The 23,116-nt window shown below is 72.3% G+C and carries 19 protein-coding genes; 15 read left to right on the top strand and 4 right to left on the bottom strand.

The window, feature by feature from the left end:
• The first annotated feature begins 3 nt into the window (after positions 1–3).
• From WHN02_RS09380 to ahcY, 10 genes are all read left to right on the top strand, one after another.
• The gene (locus tag WHN02_RS09380; protein WP_434742975.1) at positions 4–4,512 is read left to right on the top strand and encodes a toxin glutamine deamidase domain-containing protein; all 4,509 of its coding nucleotides are present in this window, start codon (positions 4–6) and stop codon (positions 4,510–4,512) included.
• Positions 4,505–4,942, top strand: coding sequence for a hypothetical protein (locus WHN02_RS09385; RefSeq protein ID WP_434742976.1), 438 nt, complete (start codon positions 4,505–4,507; stop codon positions 4,940–4,942). The genes WHN02_RS09380 and WHN02_RS09385 overlap by 8 nt, the downstream gene beginning before the upstream one ends.
• Before the next feature lie 81 nt (positions 4,943–5,023).
• Positions 5,024–5,224: a hypothetical protein gene (locus WHN02_RS09390; protein WP_434742977.1), complete on the top strand. Its 201-nt coding sequence runs from the start codon at positions 5,024–5,026 to the stop codon at positions 5,222–5,224.
• A gap of 97 nt (positions 5,225–5,321) precedes the next feature.
• The gene (locus WHN02_RS09395; RefSeq protein WP_434742978.1) at positions 5,322–6,920 is read left to right on the top strand and encodes a hypothetical protein; all 1,599 of its coding nucleotides are present in this window, start codon (positions 5,322–5,324) and stop codon (positions 6,918–6,920) included.
• Between the two features lie 92 nt (positions 6,921–7,012).
• Entirely contained in the window at positions 7,013–8,398 is a 1,386-nt protein-coding gene (locus WHN02_RS09400) for a phosphomannomutase/phosphoglucomutase (protein ID WP_434742979.1), read from the top strand.
• 61 nt (positions 8,399–8,459) lie between these two features.
• Complete coding sequence (locus WHN02_RS09405) at positions 8,460–8,639, top strand: Trm112 family protein (protein ID WP_350898193.1); 180 nt, start codon at positions 8,460–8,462, stop codon at positions 8,637–8,639.
• A complete protein-coding gene (locus WHN02_RS09410; RefSeq protein ID WP_434742980.1) occupies positions 8,636–9,829 on the top strand; it encodes an SIS domain-containing protein in 1,194 nt (397 codons plus the stop codon). Before WHN02_RS09405 ends, WHN02_RS09410 begins: the two co-directional genes overlap by 4 nt.
• Before the next feature lie 46 nt (positions 9,830–9,875).
• The gene (locus WHN02_RS09415; RefSeq protein WP_434743885.1) at positions 9,876–10,862 is read left to right on the top strand and encodes a cation diffusion facilitator family transporter; all 987 of its coding nucleotides are present in this window, start codon (positions 9,876–9,878) and stop codon (positions 10,860–10,862) included.
• A 2-nt stretch (positions 10,863–10,864) separates the two neighbouring features.
• Positions 10,865–12,028, top strand: a complete 1,164-nt coding sequence (gene manA / locus WHN02_RS09420) for a mannose-6-phosphate isomerase, class I (RefSeq protein ID WP_434742981.1) — start codon at positions 10,865–10,867, stop codon at positions 12,026–12,028.
• Positions 12,029–12,281: 253 nt separating this feature from the next.
• A complete protein-coding gene (gene ahcY, locus WHN02_RS09425) occupies positions 12,282–13,781 on the top strand; it encodes an adenosylhomocysteinase (protein WP_434742982.1) in 1,500 nt (499 codons plus the stop codon).
• Between the two features lie 78 nt (positions 13,782–13,859).
• Here the strand turns inward: ahcY and WHN02_RS09430 are convergent, their stop codons facing one another.
• The 3 genes from WHN02_RS09430 to WHN02_RS09440 are packed head-to-tail and all read right to left on the bottom strand — an operon-like array spanning position 13,860 to position 15,411.
• Entirely contained in the window at positions 13,860–14,009 is a 150-nt protein-coding gene (locus WHN02_RS09430; RefSeq protein WP_434742983.1) for a hypothetical protein, read from the bottom strand.
• 32 nt (positions 14,010–14,041) lie between these two features.
• A complete protein-coding gene (locus WHN02_RS09435; protein WP_434742984.1) occupies positions 14,042–14,938 on the bottom strand; it encodes a tetratricopeptide repeat protein in 897 nt (298 codons plus the stop codon).
• On the bottom strand, positions 14,935–15,411 hold the full coding sequence (locus tag WHN02_RS09440; RefSeq protein WP_434742985.1) for a hypothetical protein: 477 nt from the start codon (positions 15,409–15,411) through the stop codon (positions 14,935–14,937). Before WHN02_RS09440 ends, WHN02_RS09435 begins: the two co-directional genes overlap by 4 nt.
• A gap of 190 nt (positions 15,412–15,601) precedes the next feature.
• Here WHN02_RS09440 and mtrA point away from each other — a divergent pair, with 190 nt between their 5' ends.
• From mtrA to hpf, 5 genes are all read left to right on the top strand, one after another.
• The gene (mtrA, locus tag WHN02_RS09445; protein ID WP_350900246.1) at positions 15,602–16,291 is read left to right on the top strand and encodes an MtrAB system response regulator MtrA; all 690 of its coding nucleotides are present in this window, start codon (positions 15,602–15,604) and stop codon (positions 16,289–16,291) included.
• Between the two features lie 91 nt (positions 16,292–16,382).
• Entirely contained in the window at positions 16,383–18,224 is a 1,842-nt protein-coding gene (mtrB, locus tag WHN02_RS09450; RefSeq protein ID WP_434743886.1) for an MtrAB system histidine kinase MtrB, read from the top strand.
• Positions 18,221–20,023 (top strand): LpqB family beta-propeller domain-containing protein, encoded by a 1,803-nt coding sequence (locus tag WHN02_RS09455; protein WP_434742986.1) that lies wholly within the window; start codon positions 18,221–18,223, stop codon positions 20,021–20,023. Before mtrB ends, WHN02_RS09455 begins: the two co-directional genes overlap by 4 nt.
• Before the next feature lie 14 nt (positions 20,024–20,037).
• The gene (locus WHN02_RS09460) at positions 20,038–20,835 is read left to right on the top strand and encodes a ComF family protein (RefSeq protein WP_434742987.1); all 798 of its coding nucleotides are present in this window, start codon (positions 20,038–20,040) and stop codon (positions 20,833–20,835) included.
• A 249-nt stretch (positions 20,836–21,084) separates the two neighbouring features.
• Positions 21,085–21,729 (top strand): ribosome hibernation-promoting factor, HPF/YfiA family, encoded by a 645-nt coding sequence (gene hpf / locus WHN02_RS09465; protein ID WP_350899986.1) that lies wholly within the window; start codon positions 21,085–21,087, stop codon positions 21,727–21,729.
• 136 nt (positions 21,730–21,865) lie between these two features.
• On the opposite strand, the gene WHN02_RS09470 is transcribed toward hpf, so the two are convergent.
• Entirely contained in the window at positions 21,866–23,017 is a 1,152-nt protein-coding gene (locus WHN02_RS09470; protein WP_434742988.1) for a GNAT family N-acetyltransferase, read from the bottom strand.
• Between the last annotated feature and the right edge of the window lie 99 nt (positions 23,018–23,116).

Below are 23,116 nucleotides of genomic sequence, written 5' to 3' on the forward strand. Positions count from 1 at the left end.
CCCGTGACTCTGTTGCCGAGTCCGATCCCGCACCCGCTGGACCTCACCCCGTGGGACCTGCCGGGCTGGGTGTACGAGGCCCTGGACTGGGTGGTCGGGGTGGAGTGGCCGGAGGGCGACGAGCGCGCCGTCTGGGACCTCGCCGACCAGTGGTACGCCGTCGCCGGCGCACTGACCGGACCCCGCGCCGACGCGACGGCCGCCGCCGGCGAGATCCGCAGCGGGTACGGCGGCACCGGGGCCGTGGCCCAGGCGTTCGACAACGCCTGGCGGCGGGTGGCCGACGGCGACGAGGCACCCCTGCCGGTGCTGTTGGCGATCACCCAGGACCTGGGTCGCCTCGTCGAGGAGTGCGGCTGCGACATCGAGGGCGCCAAGATCGAGGTGTGGATCGAGCTCGCGATCCTCGTGACCGAGCTGGCGATTCTCGCCACTGTGACGGTGTTGACGGCCGGTGCCGCCTCCCCGGCCGCCGCACCGGTGATCGCGGCGACCCGGGTCGTCGTCCAGCAGATCTTTCGACGGCTCGTCGCCCGACTGGCCCGCAAGACACTCAGGCCCGGGCTCAAGGAGGCCGGCGAACGAGCGGCCCGGGAGACGGTCCGGCACGCGGCGCGGGGGCTGGGACGCAAGGCCGCCCTCGGCGGTGCCGTCGAGGCCGCTGAGGAGAGCGGGATCACCCTCGCCACCCAGACCTACCAGAACACCACCGGACGTCGGCAGGGACTGGACGTCGGGGAGCTGGGCACCTCCGCCCTCGGCGGCCTGGCCGGCGGGGCCGCCGCGCCGTTGGCCTCGCTGGGACGGCACGCGACCGGCCGACTGACCAGAATGGGTGAGCACGTCGGCCGGTCGATGGGGGCCGAGGTGATCGCGGAGAACGCCGCCGGCCTCGCCACCGGGCAGGGGCCGACCTCGCTGGAGGAGGCGGCGCGGGCGGCGGCCTCCGGGGCCCGGGGTTCCACCACCGCCCAGGCCGACGCCGCCCTCACGGCCCGGCTCGACGGCCGGCTGAGCGCCCTCGCCGGTGGCCGGTACCCGCCACCTGGTCTCGTCCCGCCCCCGCCGACAGCGGATCCCGCCCGGCCCGACGTCGCCGACGCCCTGCCCGCCGCGGGGCCGACGCCTGCCGCCGTGACACCGCCCGCTGCCGGGCCGTCACCCACCGCCGGGCCGTCACCCGCAGCCGTGACACCGCCCGCAGCCGGGCCGAGTGCCGCCGCGTCGCCGGTCGCCGCGCCGGGAGCGGCTGTGTCGGGTGTCGAAGCGTCGCCGGTCGCCGGTCCGGGGGTGGCTGGGCCGACCGTCGCCGTGTCGCCCTCGTCGACAGTCGACATGTCGGTGGCACGGACCGCAGACTCGTCCGGCGGGGCGGCCACGGGGCAGGACCCCACGGCGAGGGCTCCGGTGACCGGCCCCGAGGTCGCCGCCCAACCCTCTCCGGTACGCGGCACCGACGCCGCCCCGACCCTGGCGGAGCCCGGGACGGCTGCCGCGACGGCTCCGCCCGGACCTGCCTCCGGATATCCCGGCGTGGCCCCGGTCGCCCCGGACGGGTCCCCGAGTCCGGCCACGTCCACCGGCCCGACGAACAACCCCGGCCCGCCCCCCGGACCTGGTCCGAGCCCCGCCATCTCCGGACCCGGCCCGAGTGCCGCCGCCCCCGGACCCGGTCCGAGCCCCGCCACCTCCGGACCCGGCCCGAGTGCCGCCGCCCCCGGACCCGGTCCGAGCCCCGCCACCTCCGGACCCGGCCCGAGTGCCGCCGCCCCCGGACCCGGGCCGGTGGCCGGTGAGCTGCGTCGCGTCGGCCTGCTCGACGGGACCACCCCGTCCTCGACGGCAGCCCCCACCCCGTCCACCCCGTCGTCCACCCCGGTCACGTCGTCGTCCGTCCCGGTCGCGTCGCCGTCGGGGTCGGTCGTTCCGCCCCGCACACCGCCGGTGCCGGGTGTCCCGTCGCCTCGGCAGCCGTCCCCGCTGCCCCGACCGGGTGCGGTCGCCGACCCGCTGCCGCCGGGGCGGGCAGGTGCCGACCGGCACGCGGCCTGGTGGACCGCCGAACGGGACGCCGCGCAGCGTCGGCAGTACCAGGGACACCTTCACTCCCGACGGGCCTGGTACGAACAGGGACGCCGCACCGCAGAGGCGGGACGGATGCGGGAGTGGGCGGACTACTACGCCCACCGTGCCCGGGTGTACTCGGCGCACGCCTCGCAGTTGCGACAGGCCGGGCAGGTGCGAGCCGCCATCGCCTGGGACGAGGCCGCCACCGACGAGTTCCGTAACAGCACCTACTGCCGTGACCAGGTCGACGTCGCCCTGAGCGGGGCAGCGGCGCCCCCGACGACGACTGTCGACGGCGAGGCGGACTTCCGCCGGGTCAACGAGAGCGGCGCTCAGGTGGCGCACGGGGCGGTGGAGACCGACGACCGGTCGGCGTTGACCGGCCGCGCCGGGCACCCCCCGCCGATCGACCGGTCCCGCCGCTACGGGCAGCGGGGCGGGTTGCGCCCACCGCTGCGGGTGCACCAGACCGACCTGGAACGGCACATGCCCCGGGACTCGGGCGGCCGGGTGCAGCGGACCGCCGACCCCCGCCGGGGCGGCTGGTTCCGACTGGCCAACGACGGGGGACCGCAGGCGGACCCGACCCGGGGCATCAACTGCATCGACTGCACCCTGTCGCTCTACGAGACCTGGGCGCACGGGCGACCCCGGGTGTCGGCGCCCCGTACGTTCGACGGCTACCAGTTCGGGGACGTACGGCGACCCATCGACGGCGAGGCCGGTGGATCGGCCCGGATCGAGGCGGCGACCGGTGGACGCTTCCAGCGCCTCTGCGCACCACCCCCACCGGGCGCGCCGGTGTCCCGGGGGGCCGCGGTCCACGGGGCGTACCGGCGGTTGCACGACCACCTGCGGATCGGTGGGCACGGCAGCTACGCCTTCGTGGTCACCGAGTGGGAGGGCGGCGGCGCGCACGTCTGGGTCGCCCTGAACCAGAACGGCACGGTCCTCTACCTCGATCCTCAGCTCGGCGTGGTCAGCGAACGTCCGCCGTACGGGCATCGGGGCGTCCCGCACCGGGACAACGTGGTCGACGTGGACGCCCTGGTGCTCGGCCCCGACGGTCGGCCGATGCCCCTGGACGGTCTGCAACGCGGCCGGTACAGCGTCCTGCCCGACCCCCCGCCGCAGCCTCGGCGGCCCGGGTACGCCGTGCACCACCCCGACCGGCCGGACCCGCCGCATCGGCCGGGTTCGGCGAATGTGGCCGGACCGCCGACGCCCGACGGGGATACAGCGGATCCGAGGACGCCAGGGGTGGACCGGAACGCTGCGGCGGTGGTGGAGACGGTCGGGTCGGAGATCTCCGCCCGGGAGGTGGTGGCCGCCGCCGTAGCCCTCGACGATCTGCGGACCGCCGGGGTGAGCCCTGCACGGGTCGCCGCCGAGCTGGACCCGGCGGCGTTGCAGCGCCTGGTGCCGCACCTCGGTGAGCAGGAGGCGCGGGACGCGTCGCTGGTGTTCGCGGACGACCGGGTTCGACGGATGCTCGACGAGGCGTGGCGCTCCCCGACCGAAACCGGCCGCGCGATGGCCGGGACCCTGCTGACCCGGTTGGCGGGTCGACCCGACCTGGTCCGGGTGATCCTCGACTCACCCGAGCTCGCCGTCTCCCTGACCGCCCGCCCGGTCACCCTGCTCAACCTGTCGGACAACCCCCGGGCGATCCAGGCGCTGACCGAGGTGCTGGCAGGGCTCGATGCGGATATCGAATCGAGCCCGTCGGGTGAGATCGGATCAGCCAATCGACCGTCGCTGATCACGGCGGAGCAGCAGGCCGTCAGCGAAGCAGCCCGATTGGCGCAGAAGCGGGTTACGCAGCCGAGATTCAACCCGGGAATGAGAGAAGATCCCGAATATATGCGTAGCTACATAACTGATCTTTATCGATCTGCGGAGGTGGCGCAGCGTCAGCTCAATGCGCTAGCTGTCGAAATCTCAAAGATTGATGGTCGGCAGGTGGGTAAGCCTGGATGGCGTACCGCTCCGAAGAGGTTGGACAGGGTTCGAGACAAGATCGCGAAGTTTCAGGGAGACGCCTCGAAGTTGCATGATCTGGCCGCTGCTAAAGTGGAGTTTCGTTCGCTGAATGACGTGTATCTCGCGTTGGAGCGCGTGATGGCTGATCCCTCGATCGAGATCGTGCGGTTCGAGGACAGATTCCTGGACCCGCAGAAAAGTGGATATTGTGATTTGCAGTTCGTTCTCAAGATGTCTAATGGGCACCTCGGAGAGTTTCGAATACACCTGGAGCAGGTTGACGAGGTGGCCGCCTGGGAGCACTCCCTCTATGAGGTAAGACGAGACATCGGCGCTCTGGCTCTGCAGGAGGGAAGGTTGATGACGGCTCGGGAGGAGAGGTTGGTGGATAGAATCAGAGAGTTTCAGAAAGCTTGTTTCGAGAAAGCTGTTTCATCTGCGATCGGGTCATCGGATGTCTGACGAATACGGCAGTGGCCTCGTTCCCTCGTATTATGAGTACTATGGATCGCCGGTGAAGATAGTCAATAGTCCTGAAGGCGTTCGTGTCTGGCGCCTCTCGATCGACGACGGATCCTGGATGGCGAAGAACGAACTCTTTGCGAAAATCGTTCTCGACGTCGGTGGTGAGGTGTACACGCGGTCGGTCGACCGGTTCGTCCAAGAGACCGAGGCGTTCCGGGGTCACTACCTCTCCGGTGAGGGGCCGGTCTTCGCGCTGTACGAGACGGTGCAGGCGATCCTCGACACCGCCGAGCGGGAGGGGCGACGCCTGACGCCGACCGAGGAGACCCTGATCCGGGGCATCCGGCGGAAGACCTTCGTGATGTTCGAGGAGGAGTTGCAGCGGGCCGGGAGCCCCGGTGCCGATCCGGATCCGCCCCGCCCCTGATCGTCGGGTGAGTCGGATGGATGTCCGGTCGTACCGGCGCTCGACGGGCGGAGGTTGTCGGCCGACGGCATCATCACGGTCATGAGCAACCCTGGGGAGTCCACCGGCCGCACCGATCTGTGGGCCTGGCCCGCCGGGCTGGCGATCGGGTTGGCGATCGGCCTGGGAGCGTTCGACGGTGCAATCGGTGTCATTCTCGGGATCACTTTCGGGGTGACCTTCGCGATCGCCTTCGGTGCCCTGTCCGGGAAGGCCGGGCAGGAATCCGACGGCACCGGGTAACGCTGCCCACACATCCGGCCTTCGGCGACCAGCGGGTCACCCGACCCGGTAGTAGCCTGACCCGCGGCCCAGACCGGGCGGACACGGTGAGGTGATCATGTCGGTACGTCGGCACGTGGTACGAGTCGTGGCGGCCAATGCGGTGCTGGGCGGCCTGTTGGTCGTCGGTGCCTCCCCGGCGTACGCCGACGAGGACTCGGTCCGGGTCCGGTCCACCAACGGGTTCTCCGCCGGTGGCTCACCGGGATCGGTGACGGTCGAGGTGCGCAAGCGCAGCGAGGGCTGCGTACGGGTGCGTACCGCGTTGGGGTTGCAGCTGGACGGGCTCCGGGCCGACCAGGTGCGGATGGAGGTCGAGGCCGACGGCGGCCGGGCTCCGGTGGGGGTGACCGGCACCGACGGCTCGGTGGGCAGCGGATTCGTGTCGCCGAGGCGACCCGTGCTCTGCGAGGGCAAGAAGGTCCAGGTCCGGTACCGGATCTCCTTCCAGGCCGGTGCTCCGGCCGGTCGGGTGGCCGTTTTCGCGCAGGTCAGCACCGCCCAGGGGGAGTCGTTCGGGCAGGATGCGACCACCTCCCGGGTCGGCGGCCGGTTGGCGTCCTCGCCCGGTCCCGCGCCGACCGTCACCCGAAGCCCGGTGACCAGTCCCAGCCCGAGCCCCACCGAGGAGGCCACCAGGGAACCCACCGAGGCCCTGGTCACCCCGACCGGGGCAGGCCTGGTTCCGGTCGCGGCCGAGCAGCCGTCCGCCGCGCCCACCTCCGGCAGCCTGTCACCCATCCTGTACTTCGGGGTCGCCCTGGTGGTGCTCGGTCTCGGGCTGATCGTCCTGCTGATCCGCCGGTCCCGGGCGGACCGGCGGGAACGGGCGGACCAGGCGATCCCGTCAGGTCGCCCCGACGGGATCGGGCAGCCCGGTCACCAGCGGCCACCGGCCGCCGGACCGGGGCCGGTTCCGCAGCCGCCCCGTGCCCGTGAGAACGTCTACCGCTCCGGTGGCGGGTCCCCGGCGGGCCGCCCCGCAGGCGGGGCACCGGCCGCCTCCGGCGGTGTCTACGGCCGGCCGGCGGGCCAGCCCGCCCCGCCGCCCCCCGCGTCACCGGCGGGGCACGTGTACGGCGCCCCGGCCGCCCGACCCACCGGGCACGTGTACGGCGCCCCACCCGCCCGGCCGACCGGGAACGTGTACGGCGCCCCCTCGGCCCCGGCCGTGCCACCGTCGGGGCCGGACCCCCGGTCGGCGGGTGGATCGGCAGCGGTGCCCGCCGTACCTCCGTCAGGACCTGACCCGCGCCTGGCGGGTGGATCGGCTGCGGTGCCCGCCGTACCTCCGTCAGGACCTGACCCGCGCCTGGCGGGTGGATCGGCTGCGGTGCCCGCCGTACCTCCGTCAGGACCTGACCCGCGCCTGGCGGGTCCGACGGCGGCCGCGCCTGGTCGACCGCCGCAGGCGACCCCGCCCCCGGTGCCGCAGGCGACCCCGCCCCCGGCACCCGCGCCCTCGCCGCCGGTGTCGGCGGCCGGTGGGGGAGCGGACCCCTCGTCCGCCGGCCCCACGACGCCCGCCACCGGCTCCCCGGCCGGTGACGCCCCGTCGTCCCCACCCACCGCACCCGGCCCGCAGACCGCCCCTGAGAGGACGTCCACGCAGGCCGGGGGTGATTCGACAGCGGTGATGCCGCAACCGCCGCAGTGAGCTCAGGCCAATCCGCAGGAGCTTCCCGGGACCCGTCATGCCGCTCCGTTACGCTCAGCTTCGTTGAGGACCTGCGGCGAGGAGCGGAACCGGTGAGTGATCTGTCCCAGATCGTGAAGGCGTACGACGTCCGAGGGACGGTGCCGGACCAGTGGGACGAGCGGGTCGCCGAGGTACTCGGTGTCGCCTTCGGCCAGCTGCTCGACCGGACCGACGAGCCCGGTGACGCCGTGGTCGTCGCGTACGACATGCGGGCCACCGGCCCAGGGCTGGCCGCCGCCTTCGCCAGGGGGGTGCAGACCACCGGGCGGGCCGTGATCGACATCGGTCTCGCCTCCACCGACATGCTCTACTACGCCTCCGGTTCACTCGACCTGCCGGGCGCGATGTTCACCGCCAGTCACAATCCGGCCCAGTACAACGGGATCAAGCTGTGCCGGTCCGGGGCCCGCCCCATCGGTCAGGACAGCGGCCTGGCGGAGATCCGCGAGCGGGCCCAGGCGCTGCTGGACGGTGCCGCCGAGCGCCCGACGGGTGAGCCGCCCCGGCCGGTGCAGCAGCGCGACCTGCTCGCCGACTACGCCGCCCACCTGCGCAAGCTGGTCGACCTCGGCGGCATCCGGCCGCTCAAGGTCGTGGTGGACGCCGGGAACGGGATGGGTGGGTACACGGTGCCGAGCGTGCTCGGCGACGCGGCCCTGACCGCCCTGCCGCTGGAGATCGTCCCGCTCTACTTCGAGCTGGACGGCACCTTCCCCCACCACGAGGCGAACCCGCTGGACCCGGCGAACCTGGTCGACCTGCAGAAGGCGGTCCGGGAGCACGACGCCGACCTGGGGCTGGCCTTCGACGGGGACGCCGACCGCTGCTTCGTGGTCGACGAGCGGGGGGAGCCGGTCTCCCCGTCGGCGATCACCGCCCTCGTCGCGACCAGGGAGCTGGCCAGGCACCCCGGCTCCACGGTGATCCACAACCTGATCTGCTCCACCGCCGTACCCGAGATCGTTCGGGAGCACGGCGGGGAGCCGCTGGTCGCCCGGGTCGGGCACTCCTTCATCAAGGCGGAGATGGCCCGGACCAACGCCGTGTTCGGGGGCGAGCACTCCGCCCACTACTACTTCCGGGACTTCTGGTTCGCCGACACCGGGATGTTGGCCGCGATGCACACCCTGGCCGTGCTGGGTGGGCAGGATCTCCCCCTGTCCGAGCTGGCCCGGGAGTACGAGCGGTACACCGCCTCCGGTGAGATCAATTCCACGGTGACCGACCAGGCGGCCAAGGTCGCCGAGGTCCGCGCCGCGTACCCGGACGCCGAGACCGACGACCTCGACGGGCTCACCCTGCGTTTCCCGGACGGTGCCTGGTTCAATCTGCGGGCGTCGAACACCGAGCCGTTGCTGCGGCTCAACGTCGAGGCTCCGTCCCGGGAAAGGATGATCTCGCTCCGGGACGAGGTGCTCGACCGGGTACGTCGATAGGATCCCTGCGCCGGTCGGCACCGCCGTCCGGTGAGACCGCACACGTGGAAGGAGCCGCGCCGTGGCCCTGGACCCGCAGTTGCTCGAGATTCTCGCCTGTCCGGACACACACCACGCGCCGTTGACCTACGACGCCCAGGGGCAGACGCTGACCTGCACCGAGTGCGGCCGGATCTTCGAGGTCCGCGACGACGTACCGGTGTTGCTGCTGGACGAGGCGCGCGGCGGGCAGCCGTCGTGATCGAGGGTACGACGGGGGTCAGCGGACGACGCGACCCCGACGAGGCGCTGCTCGACGACGCCCCCGCCCTGCTCGAACACGATCCGGGCGGGATGCTGCGACACACCGCCTCGGCGGGTGCCCAGGTACGCGAGTCGGCGGCACTGGCAGCCGAGGCGAACCTGTCGGTCCTCGCCGACGACGGGCGTCCCCGGGCGGTCGTCATCGCCGGTATCGGCACCGCCGGGCGTACCGGTGACGTGTTGGCCACGGTGGCCGGTCCGAGGTGTCCGGTCCCGGTGATCGCGCACCGTAGCTCAGGGGTTCCCGGGTGGGTCGGGGCGGCCGACGTGGTGATCGCGATCAGCGCCTCCGGGCGCAGCCCCGAGGCGCTCGGTGCGGCCGAGGCCGCCCACCGGCGCGGAGCCCGGCTGGTCGCGGTCGGGCCGCCCGACTCGCAGTTGCAGTCGGTCGCTGAGCGCGCTCGGGCGCCGTTCGTCCCGGTGCCCCGTCGGGCGCCGGCCCGGGCCAGCCTCTGGGCGCTCACCGTCCCGGTGCTGCTGGCCGCCCGGGCCCTCGGGCTGGTCAAGGTCAACGAGGCGGACCTGGCGGAGACGGCGGCCCGGCTGGACGCGGACGCCGACCGTTGCCGCCCCTCGGCGGAGTCCTTCGTGAACCCGGCCAAGTCCCTGGCCCTGGGGCTGGCCGGTTCGATCCCGATCGTCTGGGGCTCCTCCCCGTTGGCCACCGTGGCGGCTCGCCGGTTCGGTGACACCCTGTCGGCCAACGCCCGCTACCCGGTGGTCACCGGGGCGCTCGGCGAGGCCGGCCGGGGTCGGGTGGGCCTGCTCGACGGGGTCTTCGGCGGTCTGGGCGAGTCCTCACGGGACATCTTCGCCGACTCCGACGACACCGGGGACGCGACCCGTCTGCGACTGGTCCTGCTGCGCGACGGGGGCCTGAACCCCGAGGACGACGCCGACGAGCCGTTGGCCGTCGAGGAGCGCCGGGCCGACGCGGTGCAGACCCTGGCCGAGCGGCGCGGGGTCCGCTGCGACGTGGTGACCGCCGAGGGCGGCTCCGCCCTGGAGCGGCTCGCCTCGCTGGTAGCGGTGCCGGACTTCGCCTCGGTCTACCTGGCCCTGGCCCACGGGCTGGATCCGATGGCCGTCCCGGCGGTCACCGAGATGAAGGAACTGGCGAACCAGTGAACGGACGCTGCGGGTGGCGCAGCTGCCGGGCCGTGCCGGGGGCGGTGTGAGCGCCTCCGGTGGGACCAGGGCGGTCGTCGCCGCCCTCCTGGCCAACCTCGGCATCGCGGTGACGAAGTTCGTCGCGTACCTGTTGACCGGGTCGTCCTCGATGCTGGCCGAGTCGATCCACTCGGTGGCCGACTCCGGCAACCAGGGCCTGCTGCTGCTCGGCGGGGTCCGGGCCCGGCGGGCGGCCACCCCGCAGCATCCCTTCGGGTACGGGCGGGAGCGCTACGTCTACGCGTTCATCGTCTCGATCGTGCTCTTCTCCCTGGGCGGGCTCTTCGCGCTCTACGAGGCGTACCACAAGTGGTCGCATCCGGAGCCCATCACAGCATGGCACTGGGTGCCGGTGGTCGTCCTGGTGGTGGCGATCGGGTTGGAGTCGGCCTCGTTCCGGACGGCCGTCAGGGAGTCCAACCGGGTCCGCAACGGTCAGACGTGGGTGCGGTTCGTCCGTCGGGCCAAGGCCCCGGAGCTGCCGGTGGTCCTCCTGGAGGACTTCGGTGCCCTGGTCGGGCTGGTCCTGGCGCTTTTCGGGGTCGGGTTGACACTCGTCACCGGGGACGGCCGGTGGGACGCCGCCGGTACGGCGATGATCGGTCTCCTGCTGGTGGTCATCGCGGCGGTGCTGGCGATCGAGACCAAGAGCCTGCTGCTCGGTGAGGGGGCCGAGAAGCAGGACGTGGCGGCCATCGAGGCGGCTGTCACGGCCGGCCCCGAGGTGGAGCGGATCATCCACATGAAGACCCTCTACCTCGGCCCTGACGAGTTGATGGTGGCCGCCAAGATCGGCGTGTCGCACTGCGAGAGCGCCGAGGAGGTCGCGCGGGGGATCAACGCGGTGGAGATGCGGATCCGGGCCGCCGTACCGGTCGCCCGGGTGATCTATCTGGAGCCGGACATCTACGATCCGGCGCGGGCTCGGCGTGGAGCGAGCCCCGGGACACCGGCCCCGACCGGTGATGTGGTGGAGAACGCGGAGCACTGAGCATGGAGTTGTTGTACGGGCCGGTGCGGGACTACGCGTGGGGTTCGCGGACGGCGATAGCCCGGCTGCAGGGACGGACCGTGCCGAGTCCCGGCCCGGAGGCCGAACTGTGGCTGGGTGCCCACCCCAACGCCCCGGCCGAGGTGGACCGGGCCGGCGTCCGGGTGAGCCTGGCGGACCTGCTGCGCACCGAGCCGAGGCAGTGGCTCGGTGACCGGGTCGTCGAGCGGTTCGGCACCCGCCTGCCGTTCCTGCTCAAGGTGTTGGCCGCCGACGCCCCGTTGAGTCTGCAGGCGCACCCGGACGCGGACCAGGCCCGGGTCGGGCACGCCGCCGACGCCGGGAGGGAGCCGGGGCTGCGCAACTACGTCGACCCGCACCACAAGCCGGAGCTGCTCGTCGCGCTCACGCCCTTCGAGGCGCTGTGCGGGTTCCGCGATCCGAAGGTGTCGGCCGAGGTGTTCGCGGGTTTCGGCGTACCGGCGTTGGATCCGGTGGTGGCCGCGTTGACCACCGGGACGGACGGTCTGCGGGAGGCGGTACGGGCGCTGTTGACCTGGCCGACGGCCGAGCGGGCCGACCTGGTCGCCTCGGTGCTGGCGGCGAAGCCGACGGGGCCGGACGGCGGGCTCGTCCGGGATCTGGCGGCCGGGTACCCGGGGGATTCCGGGGTGCTCGTCGCGTTGCTGCTCAACCACGTCCGGTTGGCGCAGGGGGAGGCGATCTGGATGCCCGCCGGGAACCTGCACGCCTACCTCGGCGGGTGCGGGGTCGAGGTCATGGCGGCCAGCGACAACGTGCTTCGCGGCGGGTTGACCCCGAAGCGGGTGGACGTCGACGAGTTGCTGCGGGTGCTGCGGTTCGAGGTGCTCGACGATCCGGTGGTGGGCGCCCGGCAGGTGGGGGCGGGGGTGGTCACCTGGCCGGTGCCGGTGGACGACTTCGCCCTGTACCAGGTCACGTCGGCACCGGGGGAGGATCCGGCCCCGCTGACGGTGACCGGACCCCGGGTGGTGCTGTGCGTGGACGGTGAGGTGACAGTCGACGACGGGACCGGCCCGGTGGTGCTGCCGTGTGGGGCGGCGGCGGTGGGGACGGCGCAGGGCGGGCCGGTCACGGTCTCCGGCACCGGGACCGCCTACGTGACCACCGCCGGAGTCCTCTGACAATTCCGGCAAGATGCTCTTTTCCGAAATTCCCGGAATCGGTTGACGTGGCGGTGCCCGAGTGTGAGTCTGTGTGTGCGCAGCGTTGTCGCGACGATGGTCCGAGAGCGCGCGGGAACCAAACCGGGGGGATGCACGGGGCGGCCGAGACCACGGGTGGACATGTCCGCCCGGGGGACCGACCGCCCCGTGCGCTGTCCGACGCACGCGTAAGGTGGGCGATCGGGCAGTACATCGTTCGACAGGAGCTTCCATGACCAGCACCCTCCCGGCCACCACGACCGGTGGGCCGTCCGAGGCACGTCCGACCACCCTCGCCGAGGGCGACTACAAGGTGGCGGATCTGTCCCTCGCAGCGTTCGGGCGCAAGGAGATCCAGCTCGCCGAGCACGAGATGCCCGGCCTGATGGCGATCCGGCGGGAGTTCGCCGACGCGCAGCCACTCGCCGGCGCCCGGGTCACCGGGTCGCTGCACATGACCATCCAGACCGCCGTGCTGATCGAGACGCTCGTCGCGCTCGGCGCGGAGGTCCGGTGGGCGTCCTGCAACATCTTCTCCACCCAGGACCATGCCGCCGCCGCGATCGTCGTCGGCCCGAACGGCACTCCCGAGGCCCCGTCCGGCGTCCCGGTGTACGCCTGGAAGGGCGAGACCCTGGAGGAGTACTGGTGGTGCACCGAGCAGGTGCTCGACTGGCCCGACGGTCAGGGTCCGAACATGATCCTCGACGACGGTGGTGACGCCACCCTCCTGGTGCACAAGGGCGCCGAGTTCGAGCAGGCCGGAGCCGTTCCGCCGGTCGAGTCCGCCGACTCCGAGGAGTTCGCGGTGATCCTCGGGGTGCTGCACCGGTCACTGGCCTCCGACACCCGGCGCTGGACCCGGATCGCCGCCGGCATCAAGGGCGTGACCGAGGAGACCACCACCGGTGTCCACCGGCTCTACGAGATGCACCGCGACGGCAAGCTCGCCTTCCCGGCGATCAACGTCAACGACTCGGTGACCAAGAGCAAGTTCGACAACAAGTACGGCTGTCGTCACTCGCTCATCGACGGCATCAACCGCGCCACCGACACCCTGATCGGCGGCAAGGTGGCTGTCGTCATGGGCTACGGCGACGTCGGCAAGGGCTGTGCCGAGTCGCTGCGCGGCCAGGGCGCCCGGGTCGTGGTGACCGAGGTCGACCCGATCTGCGCCCTCCAGGCGGCGATGGACGGCTACCAGGTGGCCACCCTGGAGGACGTCGTCGAGACCGCCGACATCTTCATCACCGCCACCGGCTGCTTCGACGTCATCACCAACGAGCACATGGCGCGGATGAAGCACCAGGCGATCGTCGGCAACATCGGCCACTTCGACAACGAGATCGACATGGCCGGTCTGGCGAAGCGCTCCGACGTCACCCGGGAGAACATCAAGCCGCAGGTCGACCTCTGGCGGTTCGAGGACGGGCACGCCATCATCGTGCTCTCCGAGGGGCGTCTGCTGAACCTGGGCAACGCCACCGGGCACCCGAGCTTCGTGATGTCGAACTCGTTCGCCAACCAGACGATCGCCCAGATCGAGCTGTTCACCAAGACCGACGAGTACCCGATCGGTGTCTACGTGCTCCCCAAGCACCTCGACGAGAAGGTGGCCCGGCTGCACCTGGACGCCCTCGGCGTCAAGCTCACCCGCCTCACCGACGTGCAGGCCTCGTACCTGGGTCTCTCGCCGGACGGGCCGTTCAAGCCCGACCACTACCGGTACTGATCACCCGGACGTGACACGGAGGGGCCCCTCGTCGTCGAGGGGCCCCTCCTCCGTGTCCGGCACCGGCGGTGGGGTGGCTCAGCGGCGGGGGCGGCGGGGCCGGACCCAGGTCCAGACACACCACGCCAACCAGGTCAGCGAGACGGCGGCGGCCAGGAAGCGCAGCCGCATCGCGCTGAGCACCAGGACCACGGCGAGCACGGTCAGCCAGGGCAGGAATGCCTTCACACCGGCCATTGTGCCGTCTGCGCGCCCGCCGGTCACCTGAGCATCCTGCGGCGTACCAGCACCGCCACGATCCAGGAGTATCCGCAGTAGAGCAGCCAGAGAACAGTCACCGCCCAGGCCGCCGTCGTGAGACCGGCCAGGTTGAGCAGGACGATCACGGTGACCGCGATCAGCCAGGTCCGTAGCACCCCGAGCCGGACCATCGGGCGCAGCGGAACGAGCAGCGGGTGGGCGTACACCCGGTAGGCGCGGGCGGCGTCGGCGAACTCCCGGTCGGTCGGGTCCTGCGCCACCGCCTGCCCGAACGAGTTCCCGGCGGCCCGGAACCTGCCACGTTCGGCGGCCGCCGCCCCGTGCAGGGCCAGTGCGGCCGGGTGCTCCGGCCAGACGGCCAGGAACTCCCGTGCCACCTGCTCGGCGGCCCGGTCGTCACACGTGGCGTACGCGTGCTGGTAGCGGGAGGCGAAGACGGTCGGTGCCCCGGGGTCCTGCTCGGCCGCACGGGCGATCAACCGACCCGCCTTGTCGGTCTGCCCGACGGCGGTGCACAGGTCGGCGTACTGGCAGAGCAGCCACGGGCTGTGCGGGTCGAGGGCCAGCGCGGCCAGTAGGGCGCGCTCGGACTCGACGTACTCCCGCCGATGGCGGAGTGCGAGGCCGAGTCGACCCCACAGGTCGGCGTCGGGTCCGGTCTCGGCCAGTCCGTGCCGGGCCACAGTGACGACCTCGTCCCAGCGGTCCAGCAGGGTCAGCGCCGTCGCCCGCAGCTGGTACGCCACCCGAGTGCCGGCCACCTGCACGGGCAACCGGCCCAGCTCCGTCAGGGCCTGCTCGGGGCGGCCCAGGTCGAGCAGGGCAGCCGCCCGGTGCAGCTGCGGGTCGGGACGGGGTGGCTCGCTCGTCGGCTCGTCCGGGGTGAACCCGCTCATCCGAGCACCAGGATCAGCAGCAGCGTCTCCACCGACCCGATCAGCACCACAGCGGCCAGGCCCGGCCACCACAGCGAGGCCGGTTCGTCACCCCTGAGCTCGGCCAGCCGGAACGGCCGGGCCTGGGTACGGGTGGCGACCACCCCGACGGCGGCCCCGGCCAACGCCCCGACCAGCAGGACCGGCCGGTCCGTGGCGAACAGCGAGGTGAGGACGAGCCGGACCGCCACCGCGGCCACCCCGGCCCCCGCCACCGCCAGGCGGGCCGACCGGTCCGCTCCGAGCCGTCCGGCGTTGACCAGGGCGAGCACGGTGACCGTCGCGGGACCGCCGAACACGGCCGGGACCAGTAACGACTGGGGTCGCCAGGGTGCCCTCCGTCGTCGGTACGTCTCGGCGGTGATGGTGGGGGTGAACAGATCGTCGTCGACCACGGTGGTCCCGTCGGGTAGGGGAGTGCCGAATCGTGCCACAGTCGGATTGTCGACCGGATCGCCCCGGACGTCCCGGGCTGACCGGCTGGTACGTGCCGTGACGAGGCTGCTGCGGGCCGAGGTGTCCCCGGGTGGAGACGCGGGTCGGGTGTCGCCGGACGCGGTGGGGCAGTACGGTGCGGGTGACGCAATTCGCATCGACGTGAACAGGGATGGGACCATAACCCCCATGAGAGCCCGGGTACTGGTGGTTGACGACGACCCCGCGCTCGCCGAGATGCTCGGCATCGTGTTGCGCAGCGAGGGGTTCCTGCCCTCCTTCGTCGCCGACGGGGAACGGGCACTTGCCGCGTTCCGGGACAGCCGGCCGGACATCGTCCTGCTGGACCTGATGTTGCCCGGGATGAGCGGAATCGACGTGGCGCGGGCGATCCGGGGCGAGTCCGGCGTACCGATCGTCATGCTCACCGCCAAGAGCGACACCGTCGACGTGGTCCTCGGCCTGGAGTCCGGGGCCGACGACTACGTGGTGAAGCCCTTCAAGCCGAAGGAACTGGTGGCCCGGGTGCGGGCCCGGCTGCGCCGGGGCGAGGACGTCGCCCCGGAGCTGCTCACCATCGGACCGCCGGAGAACCAGATCACCATCGACGTGCCGGCCCACACGGTGAGCCGCAACGGCGAGGAGGTGAAGCTGACCCCGCTGGAGTTCGACCTGCTCGTCGCGTTGGCCCGCAAACCCCGCCAGGTCTTCACCCGCGAGGTGCTCCTGGAGCAGGTCTGGGGTTACCGGCACGCCGCCGACACCCGGCTGGTGAACGTGCACGTGCAACGCCTCCGGGCCAAGATCGAACCGGATCCGGAGCGACCCGAAATCATCCTCACCGTGCGGGGCGTGGGCTACAAGGCCGGCACCGGATAACCTTGGTCGCACTGTGACCTCCTCCCCGACCGTCACCGGATCCTCCCCGTCCTCCCGCCGGCGCCGCGCCGTGCGGGAGTCGTGGCACGGACTGCTCGGCTGGTTCGCCCGACTCTTCGGCGGCCTGCACCGGGCCTGGCGTCGGTCGCTGCAACTGCGGGTGGTCACCATCACACTCGTCGTCTCCAGCCTGCTGGTCGGCGGGTTCGCGTACCTGATCGCCGACAAGATCACCAACATCCTGTTGGAGAACGCCAAGTCCGACGTGCTGCTGCGGTTGCAGAACGGGCAGGACTACTCCGCCAAGCAGCTCAGCCTCTACAGCACCCCCCAGGAGGCGCAGCTCCAGGAGACCATCGAGGGCACCGTCAACTACCTGGCCGGAGGGGACCCGCAGCAGACCAACGGGGTGGTGGTCGCGCTCACCGCCGACCGGTACACCGGCGTCATCGAGTCCCGTAGTTCCTCTGACGTCGAGTACCAGGCCCTGATCAGCCGGGAGCTGCGGGCCGCCGTCGCCGACGGCAACGTCGCGCACCAGATCCGTACCGGCCGGCTGACCGGGGAACGCACCAAGTACCTGGTCTACGGCTCACCCGTGCCGACCCGGTTCGGGCAGTTGGAGCTCTACTACCTCGTACCGCTGGACCGGCAGGACGCCACCGCCGCCGACGCCCGAGCCACGGTGGTGGCCACCGGGGTCGCCCTGGTCCTCCTGCTCGGGCTGCTGGCAGCCCTGGTCACCCGGTTGGTGGTGACCCCGGTACGGGTTGCCGCCCGGACCGCCCAACGCCTCTCCGCCGGTCTGCTCGACCAGCGGATGGTGGTCGACGGCGAGGACGACCTGGCCCTGCTCGCCGCCTCGTTCAACCAGATGGCGACCAACCTCCAGCGGCAGATCCTGCGCCTGGAGGAGATGTCCCGGCTGCAACGCCGCTTCACCTCCGACGTCTCGCACGAGCTGCGGACCCCGTTGACCACGGTCCGAATGGCCGCCGACCTGATCTTCGCCGAGCGTGACGAGTTCGACCCGGCGGTGGCGCGCAGCGCCGAACTGCTCCAGGCCGAGCTGGACCGGTTCGAGGAACTCCTCACCGACCTGCTGGAGATCAGCCGGTTCGACGCCGGTTTCGCCATGCTCGACGCCGAGCCGACCGACCTGGTCCCGATGGTGCACCGGGTGGCCGACAGGTTGGCCGGGCTGGCCGAGCGGGTCGGGGTGGAGCTGGTACTCGACGTGCCGAACACCCCGGTCATCGCCGAGGTCGATCCCCGCCGGGTCGAGCGGGTGCTGCGCAACCTGGTCGGCAACGCCGTGGAGCACGGTGAGCGTCGCCCGGTCCACATCACGTTGGGCATCGACCAGACCGCTGTGGCGATCACCGTCCGGGATCACGGGGTGGGGCTCAAGCCGGGGGAGGAGAAGTTGGTCTTCAACCGGTTCTGGCGGGCCGACCCGTCCCGGGCCCGACAGACCGGCGGTACGGGGCTCGGCCTGTCGATCAGTCTGGAGGACGCCCGGCTGCACGGCGGCTGGCTGGAGGCGTGGGGGGCGCCCGGGCAGGGTGCCCAGTTCCGACTCACGCTCCCGGCCCGGGCGGGGGACCGGCTGACCACCTCCCCGCTGCGCCTGGTGCCTGCCGACGCGGTCCTGCCCTTCGGCGGACCCCGCGACGGCGGCCCGTCGGCCATCGGCGTCGGGACGGGGTCCGACCTGGTGACGGCGGTGCCGGTGACGGACCTGGCGAGAGCCGGGTCGGGGACCTGGTCGACGAGCGTCGTCACGGCGTCGTTCACCACGTCGGCACCGGGCCGTCAGCCGGGTCGGAACCCCTCCACCGAGGTGTCGGTCTCCGGCCACGACCCGGACGGTGGCCCGCAGGGCGGTCCGACACCCGCCGGTACGGCCGGTCGGGCCGAGGTGGGGTCGTGAGGTCGTACCGGATCAGACTGCTCGCCGCCGGTTGTGTCGGCGTACTGCTGGCCGGGCTCTCCGGGTGCGGGATCCCCAACGAGTCCGAGGTCCAGGTGGACGAACGCCGGCCGTCGGTGGTGGCCAACGGGTCCAGCCTGCGTCGTGACGAGCCGCCCAACCGGACCTCGGCCGGAACCGATCCGGACGTCTTCGTCCGCAACTTCCTCGCCGCCGCCGCCGGGGAGCCGGACCGGGCGTACCAGCGGGTCAAGCAGTTCATCGACCCCGCCGAGCGGGACCGCCTCCAGGAGAAGCAGGGCAGCGAGGTCGGGCTGACGGTGGTGCGCCTGCGCGACGAACCGGTGATCACCACCGACGTCGAGAGCACCAAGGTCCGCATCGCGGTGCAGCAGATCGGCCTGCTGCGGGCCAACGGCACCCTGGTGCCGCCGGTGGCGACCGAGAGCGAGTACCAGTTCGAGCTCAACACCGGCGAGCGCGAGGAGAGCAACGGGTTGTACGTCCGCAACCCGCCGAACGTGCTCCTGCTCAGCGACACCGCGCTGCGGGAGTTCTACCAGTCCGAGACGATCTACTTCTGGAGCTCCGACCGCTCCCGTCTGGTCCCCGACCAGCGCTACCTGCCGCTGGCGGTCGCCGCCGAGCGGCGGGTGACCGACGTGGTGCGGTGGCTGACCGCCGGCCCGTCGGACTGGCTCGGCCCGGGGGTGAGTCGACTGCCCGACGGCACCAGCCTCATCAACAACGCCACCGAGTCGGACGGCCGGTGGGAGGTCAACCTCACCATGTCGGGAGAGGACGACGACCGGCTGGACCAGCTCGCCACCCAGCTGGCCTGGTCCCTGCCCGAGTTGCAGGGGACCCTGGAGCTGAAGATCCGCAACCAGACCCGGCGGGTGATCGACAGTCTCCGCGAGCACCGGCTGTCGCACCCGGCGTACCCGATCAGCGACAGTCCGCAGCGGTTCTGCCTCTACGACGGGGTGATCCAGCCGTTGGCCTTCGCCGGGGAGCCGAGCGGGACGGTGCCGGTGGTGACCTCCGCGAACCAGCGGGCGGTGTCGGCGGCCCTGGCCCGCTCCGGGGACCAGGTCCTCGCCGCCCTCGTGCTGACCGGTACGGACGGCAGGAACCGCCTCGGTGTCGGGTCCGGCCCCACCGACGTGAAGATCTCCGCGACCAGCGCGCCGTTCACCTCGACCGGTCAACCGGTCTGGCTGCGCTCGGCCGCCCCGGACCGGCCGCACGGCCTGGTCGCCGCCGACGGGAAGCTCTACCGGTTCGACGCCGAGGCCAGGATGGAACAGGTGCCGCTGCTCAACGTCGCCGGTCGGGTGACGGCGGTGGCCGCCGCCCTCGACGGGCACCGGATCGCGGTGATCGCCGGTGGGGTGCTCTACGTGGCGGCGGTGAACCTCGACGGCGGTCAGGTCAACGTGGGTCCGGCCCGGCAGATCAGCACCTCCCTGACCGCGTTGACCGCTGTCGACTGGGGTGGCGAGAACAGCCTGGTGGTGGCGGGTAGCGGCGGCCGACCGGCGATCCACGAGACCAGCGTGGACGGTGCCCTGGAGGCACCCCGCAACACCGACGTCGGGGGGCAGGTGACCCACCTCGCGGCGTACCCGGTCAATCCGGTCGTCTCCATCTCCGCCGGGACGCTCATGTACGAGGCCAACGGGGTGGCCTACCGCAGCAATCCGTTCGAACGGATCAAGCAGGAACAGGTGCTCGTGCCGCCGCAGGCGAACGGGGCGACGGCGGGAAACCCGACGGCACCCTTCTTCCTCTACTGACCGCCGGGGGGACCGTGCCGGACTTCGCAGGGCTCTGGGCGGACCTCGGCGACCTGGTGTTGCCGGCCGAGTGCGCGGGGTGCCGCAGTGTCGCCACGCGCCTGCGGCAGGGGGTCTGCGCCGACTGTGCGGCCGAGCTACGGGCCCTGCGCCCCCGATCGGTACGCCCCACACCGGCCCCGCCCGGCCTGCCGCCCTGCGTGGCCCTCGGCCCGTACGAGGGAGCCCTGCGGGAGTCCCTGCTGACCTACAAGGACCGGGGACGGCACGGGCTGGCCCGGCCGTTGGGGGCGCTGCTGGCCGAGGTGGTGGCCGCAGCGGTGGGACAGGTCCGTCCGGTGCTGCTGATCGGGGTTCCCGACACCGCTGCGGCGGCCCGGGCCCGCTACGGGGACCACCTGGACCGGTTGACCCGGCAGGCGGCGACCCGGTTGCGGACAGCCGGCTGGCCGGTGCGGGTGCTCCACCCGCTGGTGGCCGCACCCCGTGCCGATTCGGCGGGTCTGGGCAGCGCGGACCGGGCGAGGGCGGCCGAGGCGGCGTTCCGGCTGCGCTCCGGCGCGTGGCGGCCCCGACCGTCCGCCCCACCGTCGTCCGCCCCACCCCGGAGTCGACCTCCGACCACACCGCTCCCGGTCGCCCGCTCCCGGGCCGGTCGGTCCGGGGTGTCGGAGCCGGTGGTCGTGGTGCTCGACGACATCCTCACCACCGGCGCGACCCTGGCGGCGGTGAGTCGGACACTGCGGGTGGCCGGACTCGCACCGTCGGTCGCGGCGGTCCTCGCCGCGACCCGGAGACGGCACAGTCGGTGACTGTCCGTGTTTCCGTTTCACCCGATGGTGTAACGACGTGTGAAAACTTTTGGGCCACGGTGACAACTGGGGGTGACTGCCGGGCCAATCGGCGTTAGCGTTTCGGTGTCCAGGGTAGAGGTGTTCGCACCGCCCCTGGCGGTGAGAGGAGGCGTAGCCGTACCTGACCGGTCGACGCCCGAGCGGGACTCCCGACAGGCGGATCGACCGGGTGTTGATCGAAACAGACCGTCCGTACGAGGAGGTCAGATGGACATCGTTGTCAAGGGCCGTAACGTCGAGGTCCCCGACCACTACCGGGTGCACGTCGCAGAGAAGCTTGCCAAGATCGAGCGGTACGACCACAAGCTGATCCGGGTCGACGTCGAACTCTTCCACGAGCGCAACCCCCGCCAGGCCGACCACTGCCAGCGGGTCGAGATAACCGTCGTGTCCCGTGGGCCGGTGGTCCGCGCCGAGGCCTGCACCGACGACTTCTACAGCGCGCTCGACGCCGCCATCGCCAAGTTGGAGACCCGGCTGCGCCGGGCTGCCGACCGTCGGCGGGTCCACCGGGGGCGGCACGCGCCGATCTCCGTCGCCGCCGCCACCGCAGGTCTGCCGGTGGTGGAACTCGACACCCCGCTGGCCGCGTCGCTCGCCGCCCGCAACGGTACGGCCACCGCCGTCGCCGAACGCGAGGACGAGCCCGAGGACGAGTTCGACGACCAGCCGTGGCACATCGCCCGGGAGAAGGTGCACCCGGCCGACCCGATGACCGTCGACGAGGCCCTGTTCCAGATGGAACTGGTCGGGCACGACTTCTACCTGTTCCAGGACAAGGAGTCCGGCCGACCCAGCGTCGTCTACCGGCGGCACGCCTACGACTACGGCATCCTCTCGCTCGACACCTGAGCCGATCCGCCGTCGGGACGTCGCGGTGGGTCGGTAGGAGACCCACCGCGACGGACCCGTACCTACCGGCTCACGTCACGCCAGTCGGAAGCAGGGCGGCTGTCGACGGCTCACGTCACGTCCGGCTGTCGACTGCTCACGTCACGTCCTGCGGGAGCAGGGCGGCGATCCAGCAGTCCACCCGCTGCCCCCGATGGTTCAGCCCGGCCCGCAGGGTGCCCTCCACGGTGAAACCGGCCTTCTCCGCAGCCCTTCGGGAGGCGGTGTTGCCGACCATCGCCCGCCACTCGATCCGGGCCAGCCCGAGGGTGGTGAACCCCCAGGTGCTGAGGGCGGCCAGCCCGGCGGCGACGTACCCTCGGCCCCTGGCGTGCGGGGCGACCATGAATCCCACGTCGGCCAGGAGCGGGTCGGTGGGGCTCAGCCGCAGGTCGATCACGCCGACGTAGCAGTCGTCCTGGTCGGCGAGCACGAAGTTCGCGGCGGTCCCCGCCGCCCAGGCGCGCCGGGTGACGCCCAGGTACGCCTCGGCGTCGTCGTGCCGGTACGGGACCGGGACCGTGGTCCACCGGATCGTCTCCGGGTCCTGGCAGGTGGTGGTCACCGCCCCCAGGTCCCGTACCTCCAACGGGCGTAGCCGCAGTTCGTGGTCGCCGACGGTGGCGAAGAGGGTGGGTTGGTCCCGACCGAAGACGGCGGCCCGGCGGGCCGCGAGGGTGCCCGTGGCGGCCGGTCCGGGTGCACCCGGCGCCGGCACCTCACCGGGCAGCAGGGAGCCGATCCACCCGTCGCCGCCCTCGGTCACCGGGTCGGCCAGCCGGAGCTGCCCCTCGATCCGGAACCCGGCGCGCAGCGCCACCAGCCGGGAGGCGTGGTTGCCGAGTTCGGCCTGCCAGAGCAGGCGGCGCAGGTCGAGGGTGGCGAACGCCCACCGGGCCAGGGCACGCACCGCCCGCTCCGCGACACCCCTGCCCCGGGCCCAGGGGGCGGTCCAGTAGCCCACCTCACCCGAGCGCAGCACCCGGTCGATGGAGACCAGGGAGCAGGACCCGAGAAGTTCCTCGCCGACCTCGTCGCAGACGGCGAAGGGCGCGCCGGTGCCGTCGGCCCAGGCCGCCGGGGCCAGGTCGGTGAGGAACCCGACCGCGTCCCGGCGGCGGTACGGGCTCGGCACCCGGGTCCAGCGCCGGATGTCGGGGTCCTGGCAGGCGCGGTGGACCGCGTCGGCGTCCGACGCCTGCCAGGGACGCAGTCGCAGGCCGTCCTCGACGATCTCCACACCGTTCATCGGGCAATCGTGCCGGACCGTTCGCCCTGGGCGTAACCGGATTGCCCGCTCGGCGGGCCGTGCGGCGCGGTTTATGTCGTATTCGGTGACTCCGAGGGC

Source organism: Micromonospora sp. SH-82, from assembly GCF_051132485.1.
Taxonomy (GTDB): Bacteria; Actinomycetota; Actinomycetes; order Mycobacteriales; family Micromonosporaceae; genus Micromonospora.

Excerpts from the sequence above, each read along its gene's own strand:
- WHN02_RS09395 (WP_434742978.1), top strand. The coding sequence starts at position 5,322 with ATGTCGGTACGTCGGCACGTGGTACGAGTCGTGGCGGCCAATGCGGTG.
- ahcY (WP_434742982.1), top strand. The coding sequence starts at position 12,282 with ATGACCAGCACCCTCCCGGCCACCACGACCGGTGGGCCGTCCGAGGCA.
- mtrA (WP_350900246.1), top strand. The coding sequence starts at position 15,602 with ATGAGAGCCCGGGTACTGGTGGTTGACGACGACCCCGCGCTCGCCGAG.
- WHN02_RS09385 (WP_434742976.1), top strand. The coding sequence starts at position 4,505 with ATGTCTGACGAATACGGCAGTGGCCTCGTTCCCTCGTATTATGAGTAC.
- manA (WP_434742981.1), top strand. The coding sequence starts at position 10,865 with ATGGAGTTGTTGTACGGGCCGGTGCGGGACTACGCGTGGGGTTCGCGG.
- WHN02_RS09470 (WP_434742988.1), bottom strand. The coding sequence starts at position 23,017 with ATGAACGGTGTGGAGATCGTCGAGGACGGCCTGCGACTGCGTCCCTGG.
- WHN02_RS09390 (WP_434742977.1), top strand. The coding sequence starts at position 5,024 with ATGAGCAACCCTGGGGAGTCCACCGGCCGCACCGATCTGTGGGCCTGG.
- WHN02_RS09435 (WP_434742984.1), bottom strand. The coding sequence starts at position 14,938 with ATGAGCGGGTTCACCCCGGACGAGCCGACGAGCGAGCCACCCCGTCCC.
- hpf (WP_350899986.1), top strand. The coding sequence starts at position 21,085 with ATGGACATCGTTGTCAAGGGCCGTAACGTCGAGGTCCCCGACCACTAC.